Source organism: Brevibacillus sp. FIR094, from assembly GCF_050477165.1.
Taxonomy (GTDB): Bacteria; Bacillota; Bacilli; order Brevibacillales; family Brevibacillaceae; genus Brevibacillus.
In genome coordinates, this window is record NZ_JBEAES010000008.1 from 12,350 (window position 1) to 30,269 (window position 17,920).

Annotated in this window: 12 protein-coding genes and 2 tRNA genes; 4 read left to right on the forward strand and 10 right to left on the reverse strand. The window is 47.4% G+C overall.

Annotated elements, in window-relative coordinates; genetic code table 11:
- Positions 1-21 precede the first annotated feature (21 nt).
- Complete coding sequence (locus tag ACQ5DJ_RS08335) at positions 22-1,443, reverse strand: PLP-dependent aminotransferase family protein (protein ID WP_429842032.1); 1,422 nt, start codon at positions 1,441-1,443, stop codon at positions 22-24.
- 114 nt (positions 1,444-1,557) lie between these two features.
- On the opposite strand from ACQ5DJ_RS08335, the gene ACQ5DJ_RS08340 reads away from it, so the two are divergent.
- Entirely contained in the window at positions 1,558-2,127 is a 570-nt protein-coding gene (locus ACQ5DJ_RS08340) for a GNAT family N-acetyltransferase (protein WP_429842033.1), read from the forward strand.
- A gap of 64 nt (positions 2,128-2,191) precedes the next feature.
- On the opposite strand, the gene ACQ5DJ_RS08345 is transcribed toward ACQ5DJ_RS08340, so the two are convergent.
- Both ACQ5DJ_RS08345 and ACQ5DJ_RS08350 read right to left on the reverse strand, forming a co-directional pair.
- Positions 2,192-4,159, reverse strand: a complete 1,968-nt coding sequence (locus ACQ5DJ_RS08345; protein WP_429842034.1) for a dynamin family protein — start codon at positions 4,157-4,159, stop codon at positions 2,192-2,194.
- A complete protein-coding gene (locus ACQ5DJ_RS08350) occupies positions 4,156-5,826 on the reverse strand; it encodes a dynamin family protein (RefSeq protein WP_429842035.1) in 1,671 nt (556 codons plus the stop codon). Before ACQ5DJ_RS08350 ends, ACQ5DJ_RS08345 begins: the two co-directional genes overlap by 4 nt.
- Positions 5,827-6,036: 210 nt before the next feature.
- Between ACQ5DJ_RS08350 and ACQ5DJ_RS08355 the strand changes: the two genes are divergently transcribed.
- From ACQ5DJ_RS08355 to ACQ5DJ_RS08365, 3 genes are read left to right on the forward strand one after another with little or no spacing between them, the layout of a single operon-like run.
- Positions 6,037-7,611 (forward strand): spore germination protein, encoded by a 1,575-nt coding sequence (locus tag ACQ5DJ_RS08355; protein WP_429842036.1) that lies wholly within the window; start codon positions 6,037-6,039, stop codon positions 7,609-7,611.
- Positions 7,612-8,718 (forward strand): GerAB/ArcD/ProY family transporter, encoded by a 1,107-nt coding sequence (locus ACQ5DJ_RS08360; protein ID WP_429842037.1) that lies wholly within the window; start codon positions 7,612-7,614, stop codon positions 8,716-8,718. It begins immediately after the preceding gene.
- Positions 8,711-9,943: a Ger(x)C family spore germination protein gene (locus ACQ5DJ_RS08365; protein WP_429842038.1), complete on the forward strand. Its 1,233-nt coding sequence runs from the start codon at positions 8,711-8,713 to the stop codon at positions 9,941-9,943. The genes ACQ5DJ_RS08360 and ACQ5DJ_RS08365 overlap by 8 nt, the downstream gene beginning before the upstream one ends.
- Positions 9,944-10,143: 200 nt before the next feature.
- Here ACQ5DJ_RS08365 and ACQ5DJ_RS08370 read toward each other — a convergent pair whose 3' ends face one another.
- The 7 genes from ACQ5DJ_RS08370 to ACQ5DJ_RS08400 form a co-directional block, all read right to left on the reverse strand.
- Complete coding sequence (locus tag ACQ5DJ_RS08370) at positions 10,144-12,009, reverse strand: hypothetical protein (protein WP_429842039.1); 1,866 nt, start codon at positions 12,007-12,009, stop codon at positions 10,144-10,146.
- A gap of 79 nt (positions 12,010-12,088) precedes the next feature.
- Positions 12,089-12,613 (reverse strand): type 1 glutamine amidotransferase domain-containing protein, encoded by a 525-nt coding sequence (locus ACQ5DJ_RS08375; RefSeq protein WP_390299076.1) that lies wholly within the window; start codon positions 12,611-12,613, stop codon positions 12,089-12,091.
- Positions 12,614-12,639: 26 nt separating this feature from the next.
- On the reverse strand, positions 12,640-15,798 hold the full coding sequence (locus ACQ5DJ_RS08380; protein ID WP_429842040.1) for a hybrid sensor histidine kinase/response regulator: 3,159 nt from the start codon (positions 15,796-15,798) through the stop codon (positions 12,640-12,642).
- Positions 15,799-15,886: 88 nt separating this feature from the next.
- Positions 15,887-16,360, reverse strand: coding sequence for a 23S rRNA (pseudouridine(1915)-N(3))-methyltransferase RlmH (locus ACQ5DJ_RS08385; protein WP_429842041.1), 474 nt, complete (start codon positions 16,358-16,360; stop codon positions 15,887-15,889).
- A 98-nt stretch (positions 16,361-16,458) separates the two neighbouring features.
- Entirely contained in the window at positions 16,459-17,574 is a 1,116-nt protein-coding gene (locus ACQ5DJ_RS08390; RefSeq protein ID WP_429842042.1) for a response regulator, read from the reverse strand.
- Between the two features lie 165 nt (positions 17,575-17,739).
- Positions 17,740-17,821, reverse strand: a tRNA-Leu gene (locus ACQ5DJ_RS08395).
- A gap of 16 nt (positions 17,822-17,837) precedes the next feature.
- Positions 17,838-17,914 (reverse strand) — tRNA-Pro (locus ACQ5DJ_RS08400).
- Positions 17,915-17,920 lie beyond the last annotated feature (6 nt).

Genomic DNA, 17,920 nt, shown 5'->3' on the forward strand with positions numbered 1-17,920 from the left:
AAGATCCGGCAAAAACGCAGATCATAACGAAAACCAAGCTTCTGCCAAACGACTGATTCCTACCGCAATGTCTTGTTCCTCCACTCCACCAAATCCAACGATGATTCGCGGACGTGCATTCGTCGGATAATTGGCCCAGTTATGGCCGCTCGGATAAACGCGAACATCGGCCGCACGCGCCAGCTCGATCAGCTCCTTCTCCGTTCGAAAAGTATTTACCTCGAGCAAAATATGCAGCCCTGCTGACTGTCCTAATACTCGTACTTCCCGGGGCATGGATGTCTGTATCGCCCGAAGCAGTGCATCGTGCTTGCGGTGATAGACGGTGCGCATTTTTCGGACATGCTTTTCCCAATATCCTTTTTGCATGAACAACTGCATACTTCGTTGCAAATGGCGGGAAACCGGAGAAGGATACGCCTGATATGCTTCCAAATATCGCCCGAGCAACTGCCTCGGAAGTACCGTATAATCCAAGCGAAGTGCTGGAGAAAATGCTTTGGAAAAATTGCCGATATACACAACACATCCGTCCCGATCCATCCCTTGCAAAGATGGCGTAGGGTGTACATTGTAGCGGAATTCACCATCATAATCATTTTCGATGATGATTCCGTTCTTTCTCTTTGCCCATTGCAGCAATTGCTGACGCTGACCGACTGGCATGACCATCCCATACGGAAATTGATGGGCAGGTGTCGTGTACACGACTGTTGCTTTGCTTTTTTCCAAAGCTTCAATGGACAGCCCCTCTTCCCCAAGCGGGATGGACACGACCTCATAGCCGTGATGGGAAAAGACGATCCGTGCATCTGCATAGCCAGGCTCCTCGATCGCAACCACGCGATGCCGATCTGCCAAGAGGAGACATAAAAAGCTGAGAGCCTGCTGTAATCCGGTGCCGATGATGATTTGCTCAGGACGACAAATAAGCGTTCGTGCTCTGCGCAAGTATTTACTGAGCTCTTCTCGGAGCTCCCACTCTCCTTGATCATCCCCATAAAAAGAAAAATCCTCTGGATAGACATCCAGCGCTTCCAGCATGCAAGAGCGCCATGCAGCGTAAGGAAAGGACTTCGTATCGATGACAGAGCCATGAAAGTTGTAGCGACAGGTGAGATGCTCCCCTTTTTTCTTTCTCAAGATGGACGAATACAAGGCAATCTCCTCATCCTGATCCACTGGTTCTGACCATCTCTCGATCTCGGCAGCAAAAAAGCCGCTCCGCTCCTGGCTCACGATATAGCCTTCTGCGAGCAGTTGCTGATAGGCTGCCTCAATCGTATTTTTTCCGACGCCGCTTGCCTTCATCAACTGACGGATCGACGGCATCTTGGTTCCGGACGGTATCTCTCCTGATGCAATCCATTTGCTCAATTGCTTGTATAGCTGCTGATACAGAGGTTCTTTGCTCTGTGCATCCATGATCGGCATGTACTCCATCAGCGGCCCTCCAATCTGTTCCCATCTAACTCTCTCAAACTGTCACTGTGTATAGGAGCAGTTCTCTTTTACAATGATTGTACCAGATTCACCCACACGAAAGGAGAACAAGTCATGCGTATTCATTTGCAAGGAGAAAAGGTCGTTCTGCGAGATATTCGAGCAGATGATTTTGATACGATCTACTATTGGAAATACGAAGCAGAGGATCGTGAACATCTCAATTGGAATGGCCCCTATAAACCGCTTGATCCGTACACAAAAGAAGAATATCGCGCCCTCCCACGCCACCAAGAGTCGCTCGCTCTCGTTGGGACAGATGCACCAAGAACCGAACTGATGATTGAGATTGACGGCGAGCTAAAGGGCAGTGTCGGTCGCTACTGGGTATCTGAGGAGACGAACTGGTGCGAAATCGGAATCGTCATTTATGACTCTCGCTATTGGCAGAATGGTTATGGCCGGGAAGCGTTTCGGATGTGGATCGACTACTTGTTCACCCACATGGATACTGTCCGTTTAGGCATTGGTACGTGGTCCGGCAACGAACGGATGATCAAATTGGCTGCTCACATGGGAATGGTGGAAGAAGCGCGGGTACGCAAAGCAAGGATTGTTCGCGGCGAATATTACGATGCGATTAAGATGGGGATTTTGCGAGAGGAATGGGAGATTCAGAAATGAAAAAGGGCAATCCCTGGTCTGAACAAGACACAGGGACTGCCCTTTTTACTTGTGGGAAAATGTATTACACCAACTCAGCCGCCACACGACTTACTTTTGCAGCCAACTCGTCGAGATCGATGTTCATCTCAAGAGCCGCAAACAGACCTGTGAAATACTCGTTGATCTGGTCGATGACGCGATTGCGCTCATGCGCCACCAGCTCTTGGAACAGCGTAGAAAACTGCTCATCCAGCTGCTTGTTTCCGATTTCTACATACGCACTCACTGGTTCTTGCATGCGCTTCTCCAGTTCTTCACGCATTTTCACTTTGCCATCCTGCTCGAAAAAGTCTTTGGTGTTTTTGAACAAGGAAATTGCTGATGCAAATGCAGATTCGGCTACTGGCAGTTCGTTAGCAAACGACAGTGTTTCCACCTGTCGCTGCTGATAAGGTGCCAAGGTCAACCCTGCTGCGTAGCCTTGTGCATCCTTTTGCCACGCCGCAACAAGTGATGTCCCCTGCTTATTTGTGAATTTCTCCAAACGAAGGGTAGTCGCTCTCAGTTCCTGCGCCAAGTCGTAGCTGATCGAGCGCAGAAGATCAGTCAAGCATCCTTGCAGTGCTTGCTTCATGTTGCGTCCATCGTCCTTGATGACAGCCGGGTTAAAAGCGAGATTGAACAATTCGTTGAAACGGAAGAACAATCGCTGGCGAACGTAGTAGAGTAACTCCTCGCGCTCTTTGGCCAAGTCACGCTCGAACGAAGCGGTAGACAGTGTTTCAACAGCTGACAGAGCCTGTGTCTTGGCTGTGCTTGCTGCTTCTTTGCGCAATTGACGCTCGTCTTCTCCGGACTGTGCCATACGCATGAATTCTGTCAAGGTATCATGGGCGCGACGGATTTCACCGATTGCAGCATTCACAGCAATTTGCGTCAGCTCTTCAATCGTAAAGCGGAGGAACTCTGCTTCAAACGAAGCCATTCCCGAGAACTTGAAGGCTTCATCTGCTGGCATCAGCGGCTCGCCTTCAGCTGTATTCGTGCGCTGGCGGTATACTTTCTCCGCAGAAGCTGCGAGTTTGCCTTTTTCATGCATCCGTGCCAACAGAGCAGTCTGGCTGGACACTGGATAAATACGTGGGAGGCGAATGCCGCACGAGAGGAGGTTTTTCTCTACGTGGGTAAGGACACCCTGCAATTCCTCATCGTTTGCTGCGAGGTCACAAGCATTGACGATAAAGAACATTTTGTCCATTTCAAACGTATCCTTGACGCGACCCATTTGCAGCAAAAATTCGCGGTCAGCCTGTGCAAAGGCGTGGTTGTAATACGTCACGAACAGGACCGCATCCGCGTTTTTCATATATTCAAACGCCACACCTGTGTGACGTGCGTTAATGGAGTCAGCACCAGGGGTATCTACCAGAACAATTCCCTGATCAGTCAGTGGACAAGAATAGAACAGCTCGATGTACTCTGCGAAACAAGCTTTTTCTTCCTTTGCCACAAACCCTTTGAACGCTTGCATGTCAACCAGCAGCTCGCCGCCCAGATGAGCCGACATCTCTGGCAACCCCTTTGTAACAGCTTTCAAAAAGGTGTAATGCGGTTTTGCCGTCGGAGGGATTTGGGAGACGTCGATCTTGCCCAGTTCTGCCAGTGCCCCTTCGAGATCAGTAGCGATCATACCAAAGACAGCAAGGGAACGGATCACGTCCTGCTCAATGGCTTCACGCTCTTTCATGACGACACGAACAGTACCATGCGGGTGTGTATCCGTAGGCGGCATGATTTTGTTGATCGCTGCTGTAGTCGGGTTCGGTGACACTGGCAGAACGAGATCGCCCATCAAGGCGTTCGCGAAAGACGATTTCCCTGCACTGAATGCACCAAACAGTGCGACAGTAAAACGATTGGCTGTCAGGCGATCTGCTCGATCCAGCATCGCTTGTGCCTGCGCTTGCATCCCTGGTACAGAAACGACTTCTTCACTTGCGCGCCGCAGACGCTCTGCTGCCGCAATTAGTTTGTCTCTTAGTTGATTCATGCTACTTGTTCTCCTCCACGCATAATCGCCAACAGACGACCCTTGGTTTCTTCTTCTCTCGCTGCCAATCCTGCCAGCTTTTGATGTAGCGCTGCCATTTCACGCAATACGCCAAGGCGCTCGCCTTGAGCTGCACTTTCTACACGCACATGCTCTTTGATCATCTCAACCACTTGTGCAATAAAGGAGAGACCCACGCGTCTGTACTCCAGCTTCATCCCATTGGAAATATCCGCACAGTAGTTCAGGACATAATCACTCGAGGCAGCACCCTCTTTGATGTGCTTGCTCAGGAACTCGCCCATAATCTCGATCTTGGTCGCGTGAACGCTGGCGTGATATTCTTCGCTCCGCAAATCAAACACTTGCGGCTGCTTGCCGAGCCATTCTTTGAAATGGAAGTCGAGATTTCCCGCCACTTTTTCGCGGAACTCAACGAGAAGCGCTTCTTCGCGACGCGCGCGTTCTTCCTCAGTCTTCTTTCCAGCAAACAACAATCCCACCTTGAAGCCCGGTTTGCGGCTCTCCAAGTAGCTTCGTGCTGCTTCGTTTGTGCTGAAATAAGTCAAACGAGCATTGTCCAAAAGTACACTCAGCTCTTTTTCCATCTGGATTCGGGCATCCTCGGCACGTTGCTCTAGAGCAGCAGCTGTCGCTTCCTCCTGCTCAAGCGCTTCCTGCACAGCCGCTGCATGACGACTGTCGATGCCTTCAACTTCCAGACCATCCAGTTGGGCTTCCCACTGCTGGCATTGATCTGCCTGGCTTGTTCTTACTACTTGGATGTGTTCGTCGATCAAATGCTCGGCAGCACTGCGAACGCTCGTGCCAACAAGCTTTTCACGATCAGCGATCAACTGCTCAAGCATGCCCTTGAATGCCTCATACATGTTCTCAGAATGATCTGGTTCCGCAAGCGACGTGTAAAAAATACCATCTGGATGGATGTTCCAGGTCGCGAATGCCTCCTCGACACTTTCCTTATAACTATCGAAATCCAATTCGAAATCAATATGTTTATCGATCATGTTCACCACCAGATAAACCGGCTTGCCACGGTCCTTCAACGTCTTCGTAAAGTTGAAGTTCTCTTCGGCTTGAACATGGTTATAATCCATCATGTAAATGACGACGTCAGCCAAATGCAGAGCAGATTCCGTAGCGATTTTGTGTGCGGCATCTGTTGAGTCAATGCCCGGTGTATCGAGCAAGCTGGCGTATTCGTCAAGGAATGTTCCCGGATAAGAGACCTCTACGGATTCAACCGTATCTCCGTCAACAGCAAACTGTTTGAGCTTCTCCATCTCTGTATCTGGATCAAATGTAAGGACTCCGCTGTTCAGGGTGAAGACGCGAGCCGCTTTTTCTCCGCCGCGAATCTTGACGACATTCGCACTTGTCGGAATCGGATTGGACGGCAACAAATTGACACCCAGGAGCGTGTTAATCATCGTTGATTTCCCAGCGGAAAAATGTCCGCAAAACGCAATATTCAGTTCAGCGCGCTTTGTTTTCGCAGCCAATTGAATAAGCTTGTGAGGCGTGGTTTCGTCTCCCTGCGATTTCATTACTTCCGCGAGTTCTTCCCATGTATGTGCCAGTCGGGAAAAGTCCGTTTCCCGGATCAATACTTGACTGTCAAGCACTTCTATTCCACCCTTCTCCATCTTTCCTACTCTCTCTACTAATACCTGTTCATGAACTTCCTTTTTACTACACTCTATTCTACCATGCCGAATGTATCATAGGTCACAAATGAGTTCAATTCAAAACTATGAAAGATTTAGCATTCGCCTATTCTTTCTGCATAAATTTCCTCTCATCTGGAAAAAATCGCACTAACATGATATTCGCATTCTGAACGGGAGGAACTTCAAATGATGCGAAGATTTTTGTCACAGCGTCGCCAAAAGAAAACTCCCTCTCTTATCGAACAGCGTTTGCAGCAGCGAAATGATCCTGCTCTTGAACTATCAACCAATTTGCAGCAAAACATGGAGACGTTTAAGACTGTGCTGGGCAGCCCGCACGATTTATTAATTCGTTCCTTTACGATCGGCAACACCAATCATTCCTGTGTCGTTATTGCGATTGATGGATTGGCGAACTGCGATATGTTGGATACGCAAGTCCTTGGACAAATCCAGTTGATGATTTCAACTGCTTCCAAAGTAGTACCGACTGAACCAGATGAGATTGTCCGAATGCTTTATGAGGAAGTCCTTTCTGTCGTTGAAATATCGAAAGCAACGGATTTGACAAAAACACTCGAAGGCATTCTTACTGGGGACACAGCCCTTTTGGTAGATGGATCGACCGAAGTCATTATTATCGACAGCAAGGGATGGAAAACTCGCGCCATTGAGGAGCCGGTCTCCGAAGGCTTGGTGCGCGGTCCCCGAGATGGCTTTACAGAGAATATCCGGGACAACACCGTTCGTATACGCAGACGTATCAAAGACCCAAACTTACGTTTTGAAGGTTCCATCATAGGCAGACGCAGCCGAACAGATGTGATCATCGCCTACATTGATAATATCGTTGATCCAGAACTATTGGATGAAGTGAGACGGCGAATCTCTACGATCGATGTTGACGAGATAGAAGAGTCCGGTTTTATCGAGCAATGGATTGAAGATGATTTTCTGTCGCCTTTTCCTCAGATTCATAACACGGAGCGTCCCGACAAAGTCAGTGGAGCATTGTTTCAAGGCCGCATTGCGATATTGGTGGACAGCACTCCCATGGTGCTCATTTTGCCTGTGACGATTGGCTTGCTCCTGCATTCACCAGAGGATTACTACGAGCGTTGGATTGTCGGATCATTAGCTAGGCTGTTGCGGTATTTGGCAGCCTTTCTGGCCGTCTATTCGCCCGCTTTCTATATCGCTCTCGTCACCTTTCACCCTGGCTTGATCCCGTCTGATCTCGCCTTTTCGATTGCAGCCACACGTGATGGGGTTCCGTTTCCGGCATTCGTAGAAGCGATCATGATGGTGACGACGATGGAGCTGTTGCAGGAAGCCGGAATACGCTTACCGAAGCCGATCGGCCAGACCATCGGAATCGTCGGCGGTCTCGTCATCGGTGACGCAGCTGTTTCTGCGGGCATCGTCAGTCCTGTCATGGTCATCGTCGTCGCCCTCACCGCTATCGCTTCTTTTGCCATCCCTTCTTATCACCTTGCCATCGCCTTTCGAATGATTCGTTTTTTCGCCATGCTTATGGCAGCCATTTTTGGTATATATGGCGTGGTGTTAAGCTTGATTGCCATCATGATTCATTTATCCAATCTGACCAGCATCGGGTACCCTTATTTGGCTCCTCTTGCTCCACAGATGCCGAGGGATTGGAAGGATATGATTTTGCGCGCACCTGTTACCTTTTTGAAAACCCGACCAGATGCCCTTCACACAAAAGATGAAAACCGAATGAATACAGGAGGGTCGTAAGTGAGTGCACAAACCTTGGCGGAGAAAATGATCAGCAAAAATCATATGGGGATTAACATTGCCTCAGTCACAATCGGCGTCGGCATCCTGACTTTTCCCCGCTCCTTAGCCAAGGCAACCGGAGCATTCGATGGATGGATTTCCGTCGTGATCAGCGGTCTTTGTGCATGCCTGATTGGCTGGATGCTCGCCAAGCTGGCTGCTCGGTTTCCGAGAAAAACCTTCTTCGAATACAGCTCGATCATTGCGAGCAAACCGATCGCCTACATCTTGACCTTTCTCGTCTGTATTTACACGATGCTATTTGTGTCGTTTGAAATCAGGGCAATCGGAAACATCGCCAAGCAGTACCTGTTCTACAATACCCCAGTGGAAATGATCACGCTCTCCTTTCTCCTGATCGTTCAATATTCCGTGGTTGGATCACGTATTGCTATGCTGCGGCTCAACTTGCTATTTTTGCCTGTGGTTCTTGTCGTCATGTTCGTCGTCCTGCTGTTTACTACCCAGTTGTTTGAGATCGAAAATATTCGCCCCTTCTTTTCTTCAGACTGGCGCTCCCTCTTGGAAGGCTCCAGAGCCGTCGGGCTGTCTTATTCTGGCTTTGAGATTATCCTTTTTTACACCATGCTAATGAAAAAGCCTCAGGAAGGGGCAAAGGCCGTGGCGTTAGGTCTCTCGATCCCCGTTCTGCTCTACATGACCATCTACATGTTCGCCATCGGAGTATTCTCCGCGGAGGTTGCGACGAACTTGACCTATCCAACCATCGAGCTGGCAAAAGAGGTCGAAATCCCCGGCGGATTCTTTGAACGGGTGGAGTCCATTTTCTTCACCATCTGGATCATGACGATCTTCAACACATGTGCGATGTGGCTCGATATTACCGTGCTCAACTTGTCGTCCATGTTCCACAAGGTACACAAAACGATTTGGGTGCTTATTCTTTCTCCCATGATTTATTTTGTCGCGATGCTCCCGCAAAGCCTGGTTGATTTCTTCACGTTTGCTGACAGCATCACCTATTTCGGAATGATCGTCGTCTATTTATGTCCGATTTTGCTGCTCCTCATCGCTGTCATACGAGGTGTAAAGGGTCATGAATAGACAGCTCACTGCTTTCTGCATCTTCCTGCTTCTATCGACTTTGCTGGCTGGATGCTGGGATCAGGTTCAAATTGAGGAACGAGGATTTGTAGTAGGCGTAGCGATTGATAAGCCTCGAACAAAAGAAGCCGAGCAGCAAGCCAAACAAGAGGCTCCAGACAAACCTCAAGTCAAAGAACGCTTTCTCGTCACACATCAATTCGTCGTACCCGGCGGATTGATCTCCGGCGCCCAAGGAAGCGGCGGTGGTCAAAACACAGCCAATGAGGCTTACCACAACCTCATATCCGAGGGGGATTCTCTTTTCGAGATTTCCCGCGAATTGGCTACCCGGACCAGCAGAACGCCATTTTATCAGCATATGAAAATCCTGATTGTCTCCGAAGACGTCGCCCGTACGAAAAACGGTTTTGCCAGAGCACTGGATTTCTATCTGCGTGATCCAGATTCCAGACGAAGCAGCAAGGTATATATCTCAAATGGTCCTGCCAAAGAAGTACTGGAAGTTAAACCGAAAACAGAGAAGCTGCCCGCTATTTACGTCAACTCGATTGGAGAAAACGTCAATAAAAATTCCCGCATGCTTCCAGAGGTCCGATTGGGCGATGTTCACGAGGAGCTTCTCAGTCCGTACAGTTTTGTGGTTCCGCGCATCAGACCTGAAGAGCAAGAAGTAAAATTAGCAGGCTCCGCTGTTTTTACTCATGACAATCAGATGATTGGTTTTCTCGGGGAAGAAGAGACGGAGGGACTGAATTTTCTCACGGGAAAAGTCACCGGAGGTATGGTAAAGGGCAAGTTTAAAAACAATCTTGTGTCGATGAACATCCAAGGGATCAAGCATAGCATTGAAGCAGATTTACGCGATCGACAGCACATGAAATTCACGATAAGTATCGAATGTGAAGGCACATTGGCCGAGTCTTACGCCACACTGGATTCTCTGAATAGCACTGCGATGGAGAAGCTTGAACAAGTGTTTGCCAAAGAAATTGAGCGAATGAGTAATGACACCATCAGGAAGGTCCATAAGCAGATGAAAGTGGATGTCATCAAGCTTGGCAGCTATTTGAAGCAGCATCACTTTTCGCTTTGGAAAAAGATTCGGCAGGATTGGGAAACAGGGCAGCGTCTGTATGAAAAAAGTGAGGTAACCGTTCAAGCAAAAGTCTATTTACGCAATATCGGTGCGATCAACCGTACCGAACGCCAAAACAACAGGTGATCCCATGTTCAAATTTTTAGGCGTAGTCCCTCCGTATTTGACCTTAGCTGGGACGGTCTTGGCGTTTTTGATTCCCTATCTTTTTTTTAAAATCAATAACAAAATTCACGAGCTTGGCGATCCGCCGTGGAAGAAAAGGAATGACTCCGGTTCATAAAACACCAAGCCGAAATTTACCATGTTTCGGCTTGGTGTTTATCTCATTTGGTATCAACTTCTCGTAATTTTATTTCCCCCTTCAAATATCCGTCAAATGTTTCGATTCGCCTGCAACTGTTTTTGTTCCACTCGAAGTTTTGTAAAATCTGTTGCTCATTCCACGTTTTTCTGCTTTTTATCTTCATGATTTTCAATCTTTCATGAGCTGCAATCGATTTTTTAACCGACCTTTCCCATTTTCTTTTATAGATTGGACGTGCTTTTTTGACAATCTTTGAATACGTCATTCTTTCCCGTTTATGATTGAGGATGACCCGTAAAACGCGGCTTTGCTTTTGGAGCATGGCTTTGCATTTCTTCAGCAGGTCTGGGCTTATATCTTTTGCGTTCATTTTTGTTTCGATATCTTTCAGATGATCCTGTTCCAGCTGCAAGCTTTTCAAGTCATCATCCTTCATGGAAAAAGAATCCAAATAATTTTCGTTTGCATATTTCAGCTCATCGTATTCCATCTCAATCTCAGCATCCCGCAACTCTTGGATAAAACAGCTTCTATATCCTTCATCAACCATTTTGTCCATCACAACAGCAGGAGCTAGCTCAAAGTCCTCTGGTTGATCTGCATCCTCCATGGCTTCAAACTCGATAAACTCTTGTCTGTTTTTCTCGTACATTTTCTCGACCGCGTTTCGAATACCAGCGGACTCTGCCACCAATCCGTCTTGTACACTCCCGTAGTTCGCTACCCTTTCCCTTCCTTTCCATGCTATCGGGTCTTTATTTTTCGCATGATCTGACATCAAGGCTTGATGCATGGAAAAACGAACACCTGTAACGCCCTTCGTATCTTCCAAATCACTGGACGTATAGTCTTTGTCTTCTCCTCGATTTACGGAATACGACAAATGGTATCTCGCCGTATAGTCGCTCTCCGTATAATCCAGATTACTTTCGTCCATATTTTCTGAATATTGATCATAGGACGAATCCCCTACCGTTGGACGACCAAATTGACCATTGTTGAGCATCTCTGCTTGGGCCTCCCATTTGAAGGGTATTCTGACAGGAAGCTGAATTTCCCATGGTTTATCCGCGTCTATTTTTTTCAAGATCCCCAGTTTGAATAGCTGATCCTGGTCTACACTGAAATTCAATTGATCGTATTTTACTTCTACGGTGTACTCGTACTTTGTTCCAATTTTCGCTTCACGGAGCATTTCCTCGATTGTATTATTGTAGGATTGTTGATTATTTTTGGTATCCTGCGGGGCTACATTCCATTCTTGATCAGCTCCTTGTCCTCTGAGGATCTGATAGCCAACCAAATGGCCTCCATCGTAGCTGGCCAATAACCCGCTAATCGCGCCTTCCCGTATAAAAATCTCTTCTTGTCCAAGATTTCCGATGGCTGTTACCAGCTTTAGCCCTTCACGGTCATTTTTAGAGGCACTTTTTGTGATAAAAGCGGTAACAGAATGAGGACGGTCGCATGTATCTCCCAACTCTTTTTTTGTTTTGGCAAATACCTTTGAATTCAAATTTTTTTCCCCGTATACTTCCTTTAACATCCCCCAAAAAGTAGGAAGTCCTTTATCTGCTTGCACATCCGTAAACTTCCCGTCATCTCCAACGGCTTTTTCAAAATCTTTTTGTTCGAATGCATCTGGATGGTCCGCTTTCATTTTATTGAGATTCTCTTGTTTGAGTTTCCTTTGGATGACAGGCATTCGAGGTTGCTTTTGATTTTGCAGGAGCTGCGTCATTGCCTTGTTTCCTACTTTTTTGGCGAGCTGTAAAACGGGCGGCAGATTTCGGGAGGAATTTTGTGGGGAAAGCATATTTTCAAATGGATTTTTGCTGCTCGGCGTATGATTTTCTTTTGGGAGTGGCTCCCGATTGTTGAACACCCTATCATCCCCTACTAGATTGGAGTTTCTTTCATGAAAGGACTTGCCCGTTTACCCGAGCAAGCCCACTACGCATTTCCTATTGTTGTGCCAGCAAATCAGCAAACGCTTTTGCGTATGCAGGCAGATCAGGCGGTCTACGTGAACCAACAATGTGACCGTCTACCACGACCTCTTCATCTACCCAAATCGCGCCTGCATTCTCCATATCATCTTTAATGCCTGGCGTCGATGTCGTGGTTACCCCACGCAAAATTTTTGCGGAAGCAAGCACCCAACCCGCATGGCAAATATGTCCAATCGGTTTTTTCGCCTCGTGCATCGCACTCACAAACGACAGCACTTCCGGATAGCGGCGCAACTTATCAGGTGCCCACCCTCCTGGAACGAGTACACCTGCATAATCGGCAGGATTGACCTCTGCCATCGCTTTGTCAGCCTCACACGGTACACCATATTTCCCTATGTAGACGTGATTCGCCTTCGGGCCGACGAAATGGACGGTAGCGCCTTCTTCTCGCAGTCTCATCACCGGATACCAGAGCTCGAGATCCTCAAATTCACTTTCGACGAAGCAAACCACTTGTTTTCCTGCAAGTCTCAACGTTCTCGCCTCCTTTTCCTTCTATACTACGCTATTGTAGCATGCATCCCCTCAGGAGTAGGAATGTACATGACGATTTTGGTCCCTTTTCCCATTTCAGAGGTAATACTCAAGGTCGCACCAGGAATGGTATCCAATCGTCTGCGGATGTTTTGGATGCCGATGCTTCCTTTTTGATTCTCGCCTTTTGACATTTGATACAGGAGATCATCTGCAATACCGACCCCATCGTCTTCAATCATGACCTTGATGTAATGACCTCCGTCCACAATCGTAAGCGTCACGTGACCTTTTTCGTCCTTTTCGAATAATCCATGCCGGATCGCATTCTCTACGAACGGTTGGATGCTCAAGGAAGGAATCTCTTTGTCAAGAATTCCATCATCTACGTGACACACAAATTCGAAGCCTTCCCCAAAACGAGCCTTTTCGATCTCTACATAAGCATGGATGAGCTCCATTTCCCGAAACAACGGAACGAACAGCGTCGTTCGATCCATATCTAAAATATAACGCAAATACTGGCTGAGCATGGTGATGAGATACGCTGCCTTTTCTCCATCGGTATAACAAAAAGAAATGACACTGCTTAAAGCGTTGTAGAGAAAGTGTGGCTTGATTTGAGCCTGATGAAACGCATGTTCATTGCGAATTGCCTCCTGAATGGAGGTTTTCATCGAGATCAGTGTCTGTACGCGGGCAATAAGTGTCTCCGCATCAAATGGTTTGGTCACATAGTCGTTCGCCCCTGCTCTATAGCCGAGTGCAATGTCTTGAGGGGTATCTCTGACGGATGCAAACAAGATCGGCAAGTCTAGAATCGAATACTGCGTTCGCAACAGCTGGCACAGCTCAATCCCCGATACTCCTGGCATCATCACATCCAGAATGACGAGATCAGGTTGTGGATGCTCCTTGATTTTCTTCATGGCTTCTTTTGCCGAAAAGGCCGAAACGACATTATAGCGATGCTTGGACAGAATGTTCAGCAAGGTGTGAATGTTGGATGCCTCGTCATCGACAATCATGATGGTGTATTGGTGATCATCCAAAATATTGAGAGGAATCTGTTCACTGGCCTCCCGATGCCTCTCCTCAGCCGTTGCAGCAAGCTCCTGCGGGACCATCTGCTGATGCCCCGTCGCCAGCGTAAATGTCATACAGGTGCCTTTGCCAAGCTCCGAGCTCTCTACCCAAATTTCTCCGCCCATGAGTTCAACCAGCTTGCGATTGATGTATAAGCCTACCCCCATGCCTGTATATCCATCCTGTGGCAATAGCTGATCCACCTGCTCAAAGTAATCAAAAATGGCTTCATGCTTATCCAGTGAAATTCCTATTCCCGTGTCCTCAACAGAAATACGAACCTGTCCCCCCACAACACCCGCCGTTACCTTAATCGAGCCTACATTCGTATGCTTGATGGCATTGTGTACGAGATTATACATGATTTGACGAAGGCGATTCTCATCTGCATACACCCAAATGTTAGCAGGGACCTGATTTTCCAGTCGGACATCTTTCCCCAGCAGTTCGAATTGCAGTACGTCAAAGACAATTTGGGTGATGACCTTGATATCCACAATCGAGAAATGGAGGCGCAGCTCCCCATGCTTCAGGCGAGTAACATCGAGTAAATCACCAACCAGCATAGACAGCTTGATCGATGTATCCTTGACGAGCCAAAGATTTTGTCTTTGTTTGGAAGACAACGCATTACTCTCATCCTCTAGTAAATGGGACGTGATATTGATAATCCCGTGCAGCGGTGTCTTCATCTCATGCGAAGTATGCGTCAAAAACTCATCTTTGATCTGATTGGAAATCTTCAATTGATGAGAAAGAATTTCTGTCTTTTCATAGGCATTCGTGAATCGCACTGCCAAAAGAATGTTGATGAAGGTAATGAAATACAGGATGCCGATTTTTCCCGCAAGATCAGTGGGCACGATGTTTTCTGCGTATAACAGGCCATCAATGAGACTGACCGACAAGGAAATACTCGCACCAACGAAAAGCAGCATTTCTTTTCGGTCCGACGAGTCCCTATGACTCTTGTTAGATAAATAAAGCAACCTACCCATGATGAAGAAATGAAAGATTTGCACATAAATCAGGAGAGGCCCTTTCAGATTCGTATAGAAGGAGTAGGGCAAGACGAGTATGACAAGGATGTAGAGAAAAATAGGCGCTGTCAGCTTCACCAGCCAGTTGCGGGATAGAACCCTCGTATCAATGGAGCAGAAAAACAGGGCGAGCAAGATCGAGCTTGCGAACAGGGATGCATCCTGTGCCTTGTAAGCAACAACGAAAGGAATCGAAGGGAAAAGCTGCAACAGTACCTTCTCTCCAAAAACCATGTGATAAATACCAAGAACAATCATATAGCTGCCGCTGAACAAATAAGTTCTATCCCTCATACGGAGAAAATAAAAGCTGAGATGGTACGCAGCCATGATCCCTAGTGTTACGACAAAGGCAATATCCGTTCCGAGCAAGGTGCTGTTTACAATGGCAATATCCTCATCCAAGCCCAGTTGAATCGAGCTCGCAATCCCCCCGGTGAAAAACATGAAATTCGCTACTTGAATGACAATCTCCAGATCCTTGTCATCCACGGAAAAAAACACAGTATACGGCGTATTCCCCGGCTGATGGGCTTCACTCTCTACGGCTGGCTGTCCGCTCGCACCTTCTTCGTTTCCATTTACATATAATCGGTGGGACATCCGAATGCTCTTTGTTTTTAATCCATATATTTGTCCGTCTTCTGGGAGCTTTACTTGTAATCGATAGGTTGCAGCGCCTTTCCGGTCGATACTATCGATGAGACTGTCTCCCTTCCACGTTCCAGGTACAACCAGATACGAGGCATTTGCATGTTGCCCTCGTCGAAAATCTTCAGGCGAAATCAATTCCCCCGGATATATCTCCCATTCCCCATCTAAATTGACCAAGCCTTGGCTTTGAAAATCCCAGCTCGACAAATCGAGTACTCCCCGCTTCGCCATGGGCATGTCCCGACTAGGAAAGGTTTGTATATAGATCCCGATAAATACCGCTATGGAAAGCAAAAAAACCAATCCAATCCCGGCAGGCATCAGGAAATTCCTTCGTTCCAAAAATGTATCCCCTTCCCCTACAGAACTCGAATATGTACGATCTTCTCGTTCTAAGAGTACCATTTCCCCCTCACAAAAATCTCACAATGTTTTTACGTACATAGAAAAAAGGAGTCTCATGATTTCGAGACTCCTTTTGCCGTTAAACTGACTACCGTAGTGGCTCTCCCAAGCTGATTCGCAGCGCTCTGTACAAACGTTCCAACACGACTAAACGCGTCAACTGATGCGGATATGCTTTCTTCGGGAGTGCCAGCCGATCATTTGCTCTGACCAAGACTTCCTCCGATAAGCCAAGTGAACCGCCAATGACAAAGAGAATCTCTTTTCGGCCCTCCATCGACAAATCTTCAATTTGCACAGACAGTCGCTTTGGGGTCCATAGTTCTCCTTCTCCAGTGAGGGCGATGACATGCTGCTCTTGTTTGACTTGCGCGAGGATTTTTTGTCCTTCCGACTGCCTCACTTGTTCGATCTCAGCGCTGCTCATCGTTTCCGTTCGGGCTTCTTCTGGAATTTCAACAATGTTCATTCTGCAATAGACGGCCAAGCGTTTGCTGTATGCTTCCACTCGCGGCAAGATATCATTTTTGATTTTTCCCACAGAGATAATGGTGAATTGCATGAAACTCGCCTTCTTCCTTTTTCTAGGAATGATAGCAATAACGTCTCCCAAACTTCTCACATGATCTGTGGTCGAAATGATATGTGCCTGCGTTACTATCACTTTCCAAGCATGCGGGATACCCACTCGCTTATTTCCCTCGGCGGCTCCATGTCCCACTCTTGGCGATAAGCATCAGCGAATTTGGCATAGTGCTGGACGATTTTCTGTTTTTGATCGCCCCTTGCATAGATGTCCATCAAAGCGACATTCATTTCCTCGTGCAAAGGGTAAACCGCCAAGTACTCTTCCAGCCTGCGCGCCGCCCTTGGTAACTCCGTTGAGGTCATGTCGAGCTCTACCAGTTTGCACACCAGCTCCGTATACTTTTTCCGGTACCGTTCTTCCAGAGGGGCTTTCCACAAGAAATCCTTGCGATCAAAAAGGGCCCCCTTGTACATTGCACACAAATTTTCGGCTCCTCCTGCGCTTTGCCTATCCGTTAACGAAGAGAGATCGAATTGTTGGAATGCCAATAAATCGTACGTCTGATCCATCGGGTGAAATAAATAGCCTTCACCCGTTTTTTGTATATCGATACCGAGTTCTTGCTCTTTCATAATTTTTTTTAGTCGGTACATGGTATTGTGCAGGTTATGCGTGGCTCTGCTCTCGTCCATCTCCGGCCATAAAAGATCAGTCAGATGCCACTTGCTGATATCCTCCTTGGGATGGCAGAGAAAGTAGGCAAACAACTCCTCACTCTTTCTCGTTGGCCATCGAACGACTTCACCTCCTGCATTGCGCACGTCCAAGCCACCAAAGCATTGGATGGAAACATTCTTCATGGGTTGTTTGGTCGGGGCCGTCAATTGTAGCTGTTTGACTAACCGATTTGTGACTCGTTCAATGGCCGCAGGCGTAACCGGTTTTAAAATATAGTCAAACGCGTACACCTTAAACGCATCTAACGCGTACTCTTTATAGGCAGTCGTAAAAATAATTTTAGTGTGCTCAGACAACTCATTTATTTTGGAGCCTAGCTCGAGTCCGTTCATTTTTGGCATTTCTACATCTAAGAACGCCACATCAGGGCACAGATCGGGCAGACAAGCGAGTGCCTCTAGTGGATGTGTGAATGCTCCAACGATCGTATAGTGATCGTTTTGTCCGATGACATGCTTCATGAGATCAAGGATCGGTTTCTCATCTTCCACTATCATTACCTTAATCACTGTCGTCCTCTCCTTTGGCAGGCTTTGTTTGTCCTGCTTCTTCCATGCGATCTTCCCTATCTATTGTCGGTATAATGGACACTGATTTTAAGAATAAAAAAAAAGTGAGAAACAGGCCTACTCACTGTTCCCCACCTTATAACGAAAACCATATGTATAGATTGCTGGTGCCGGTAGAGGGACTTGAACCCCCACGGTTTCCCTCACGATTTTGAGTCGCGCGCGTCTGCCATTCCGCCACACCGGCATATTCATTTGAAACATGGTCGGGAAGACAGGATTCGAACCTGCGACCCCTTGGTCCCAAGCCAAGTACTCTACCAAGCTGAGCTACTTCCCGATTTCC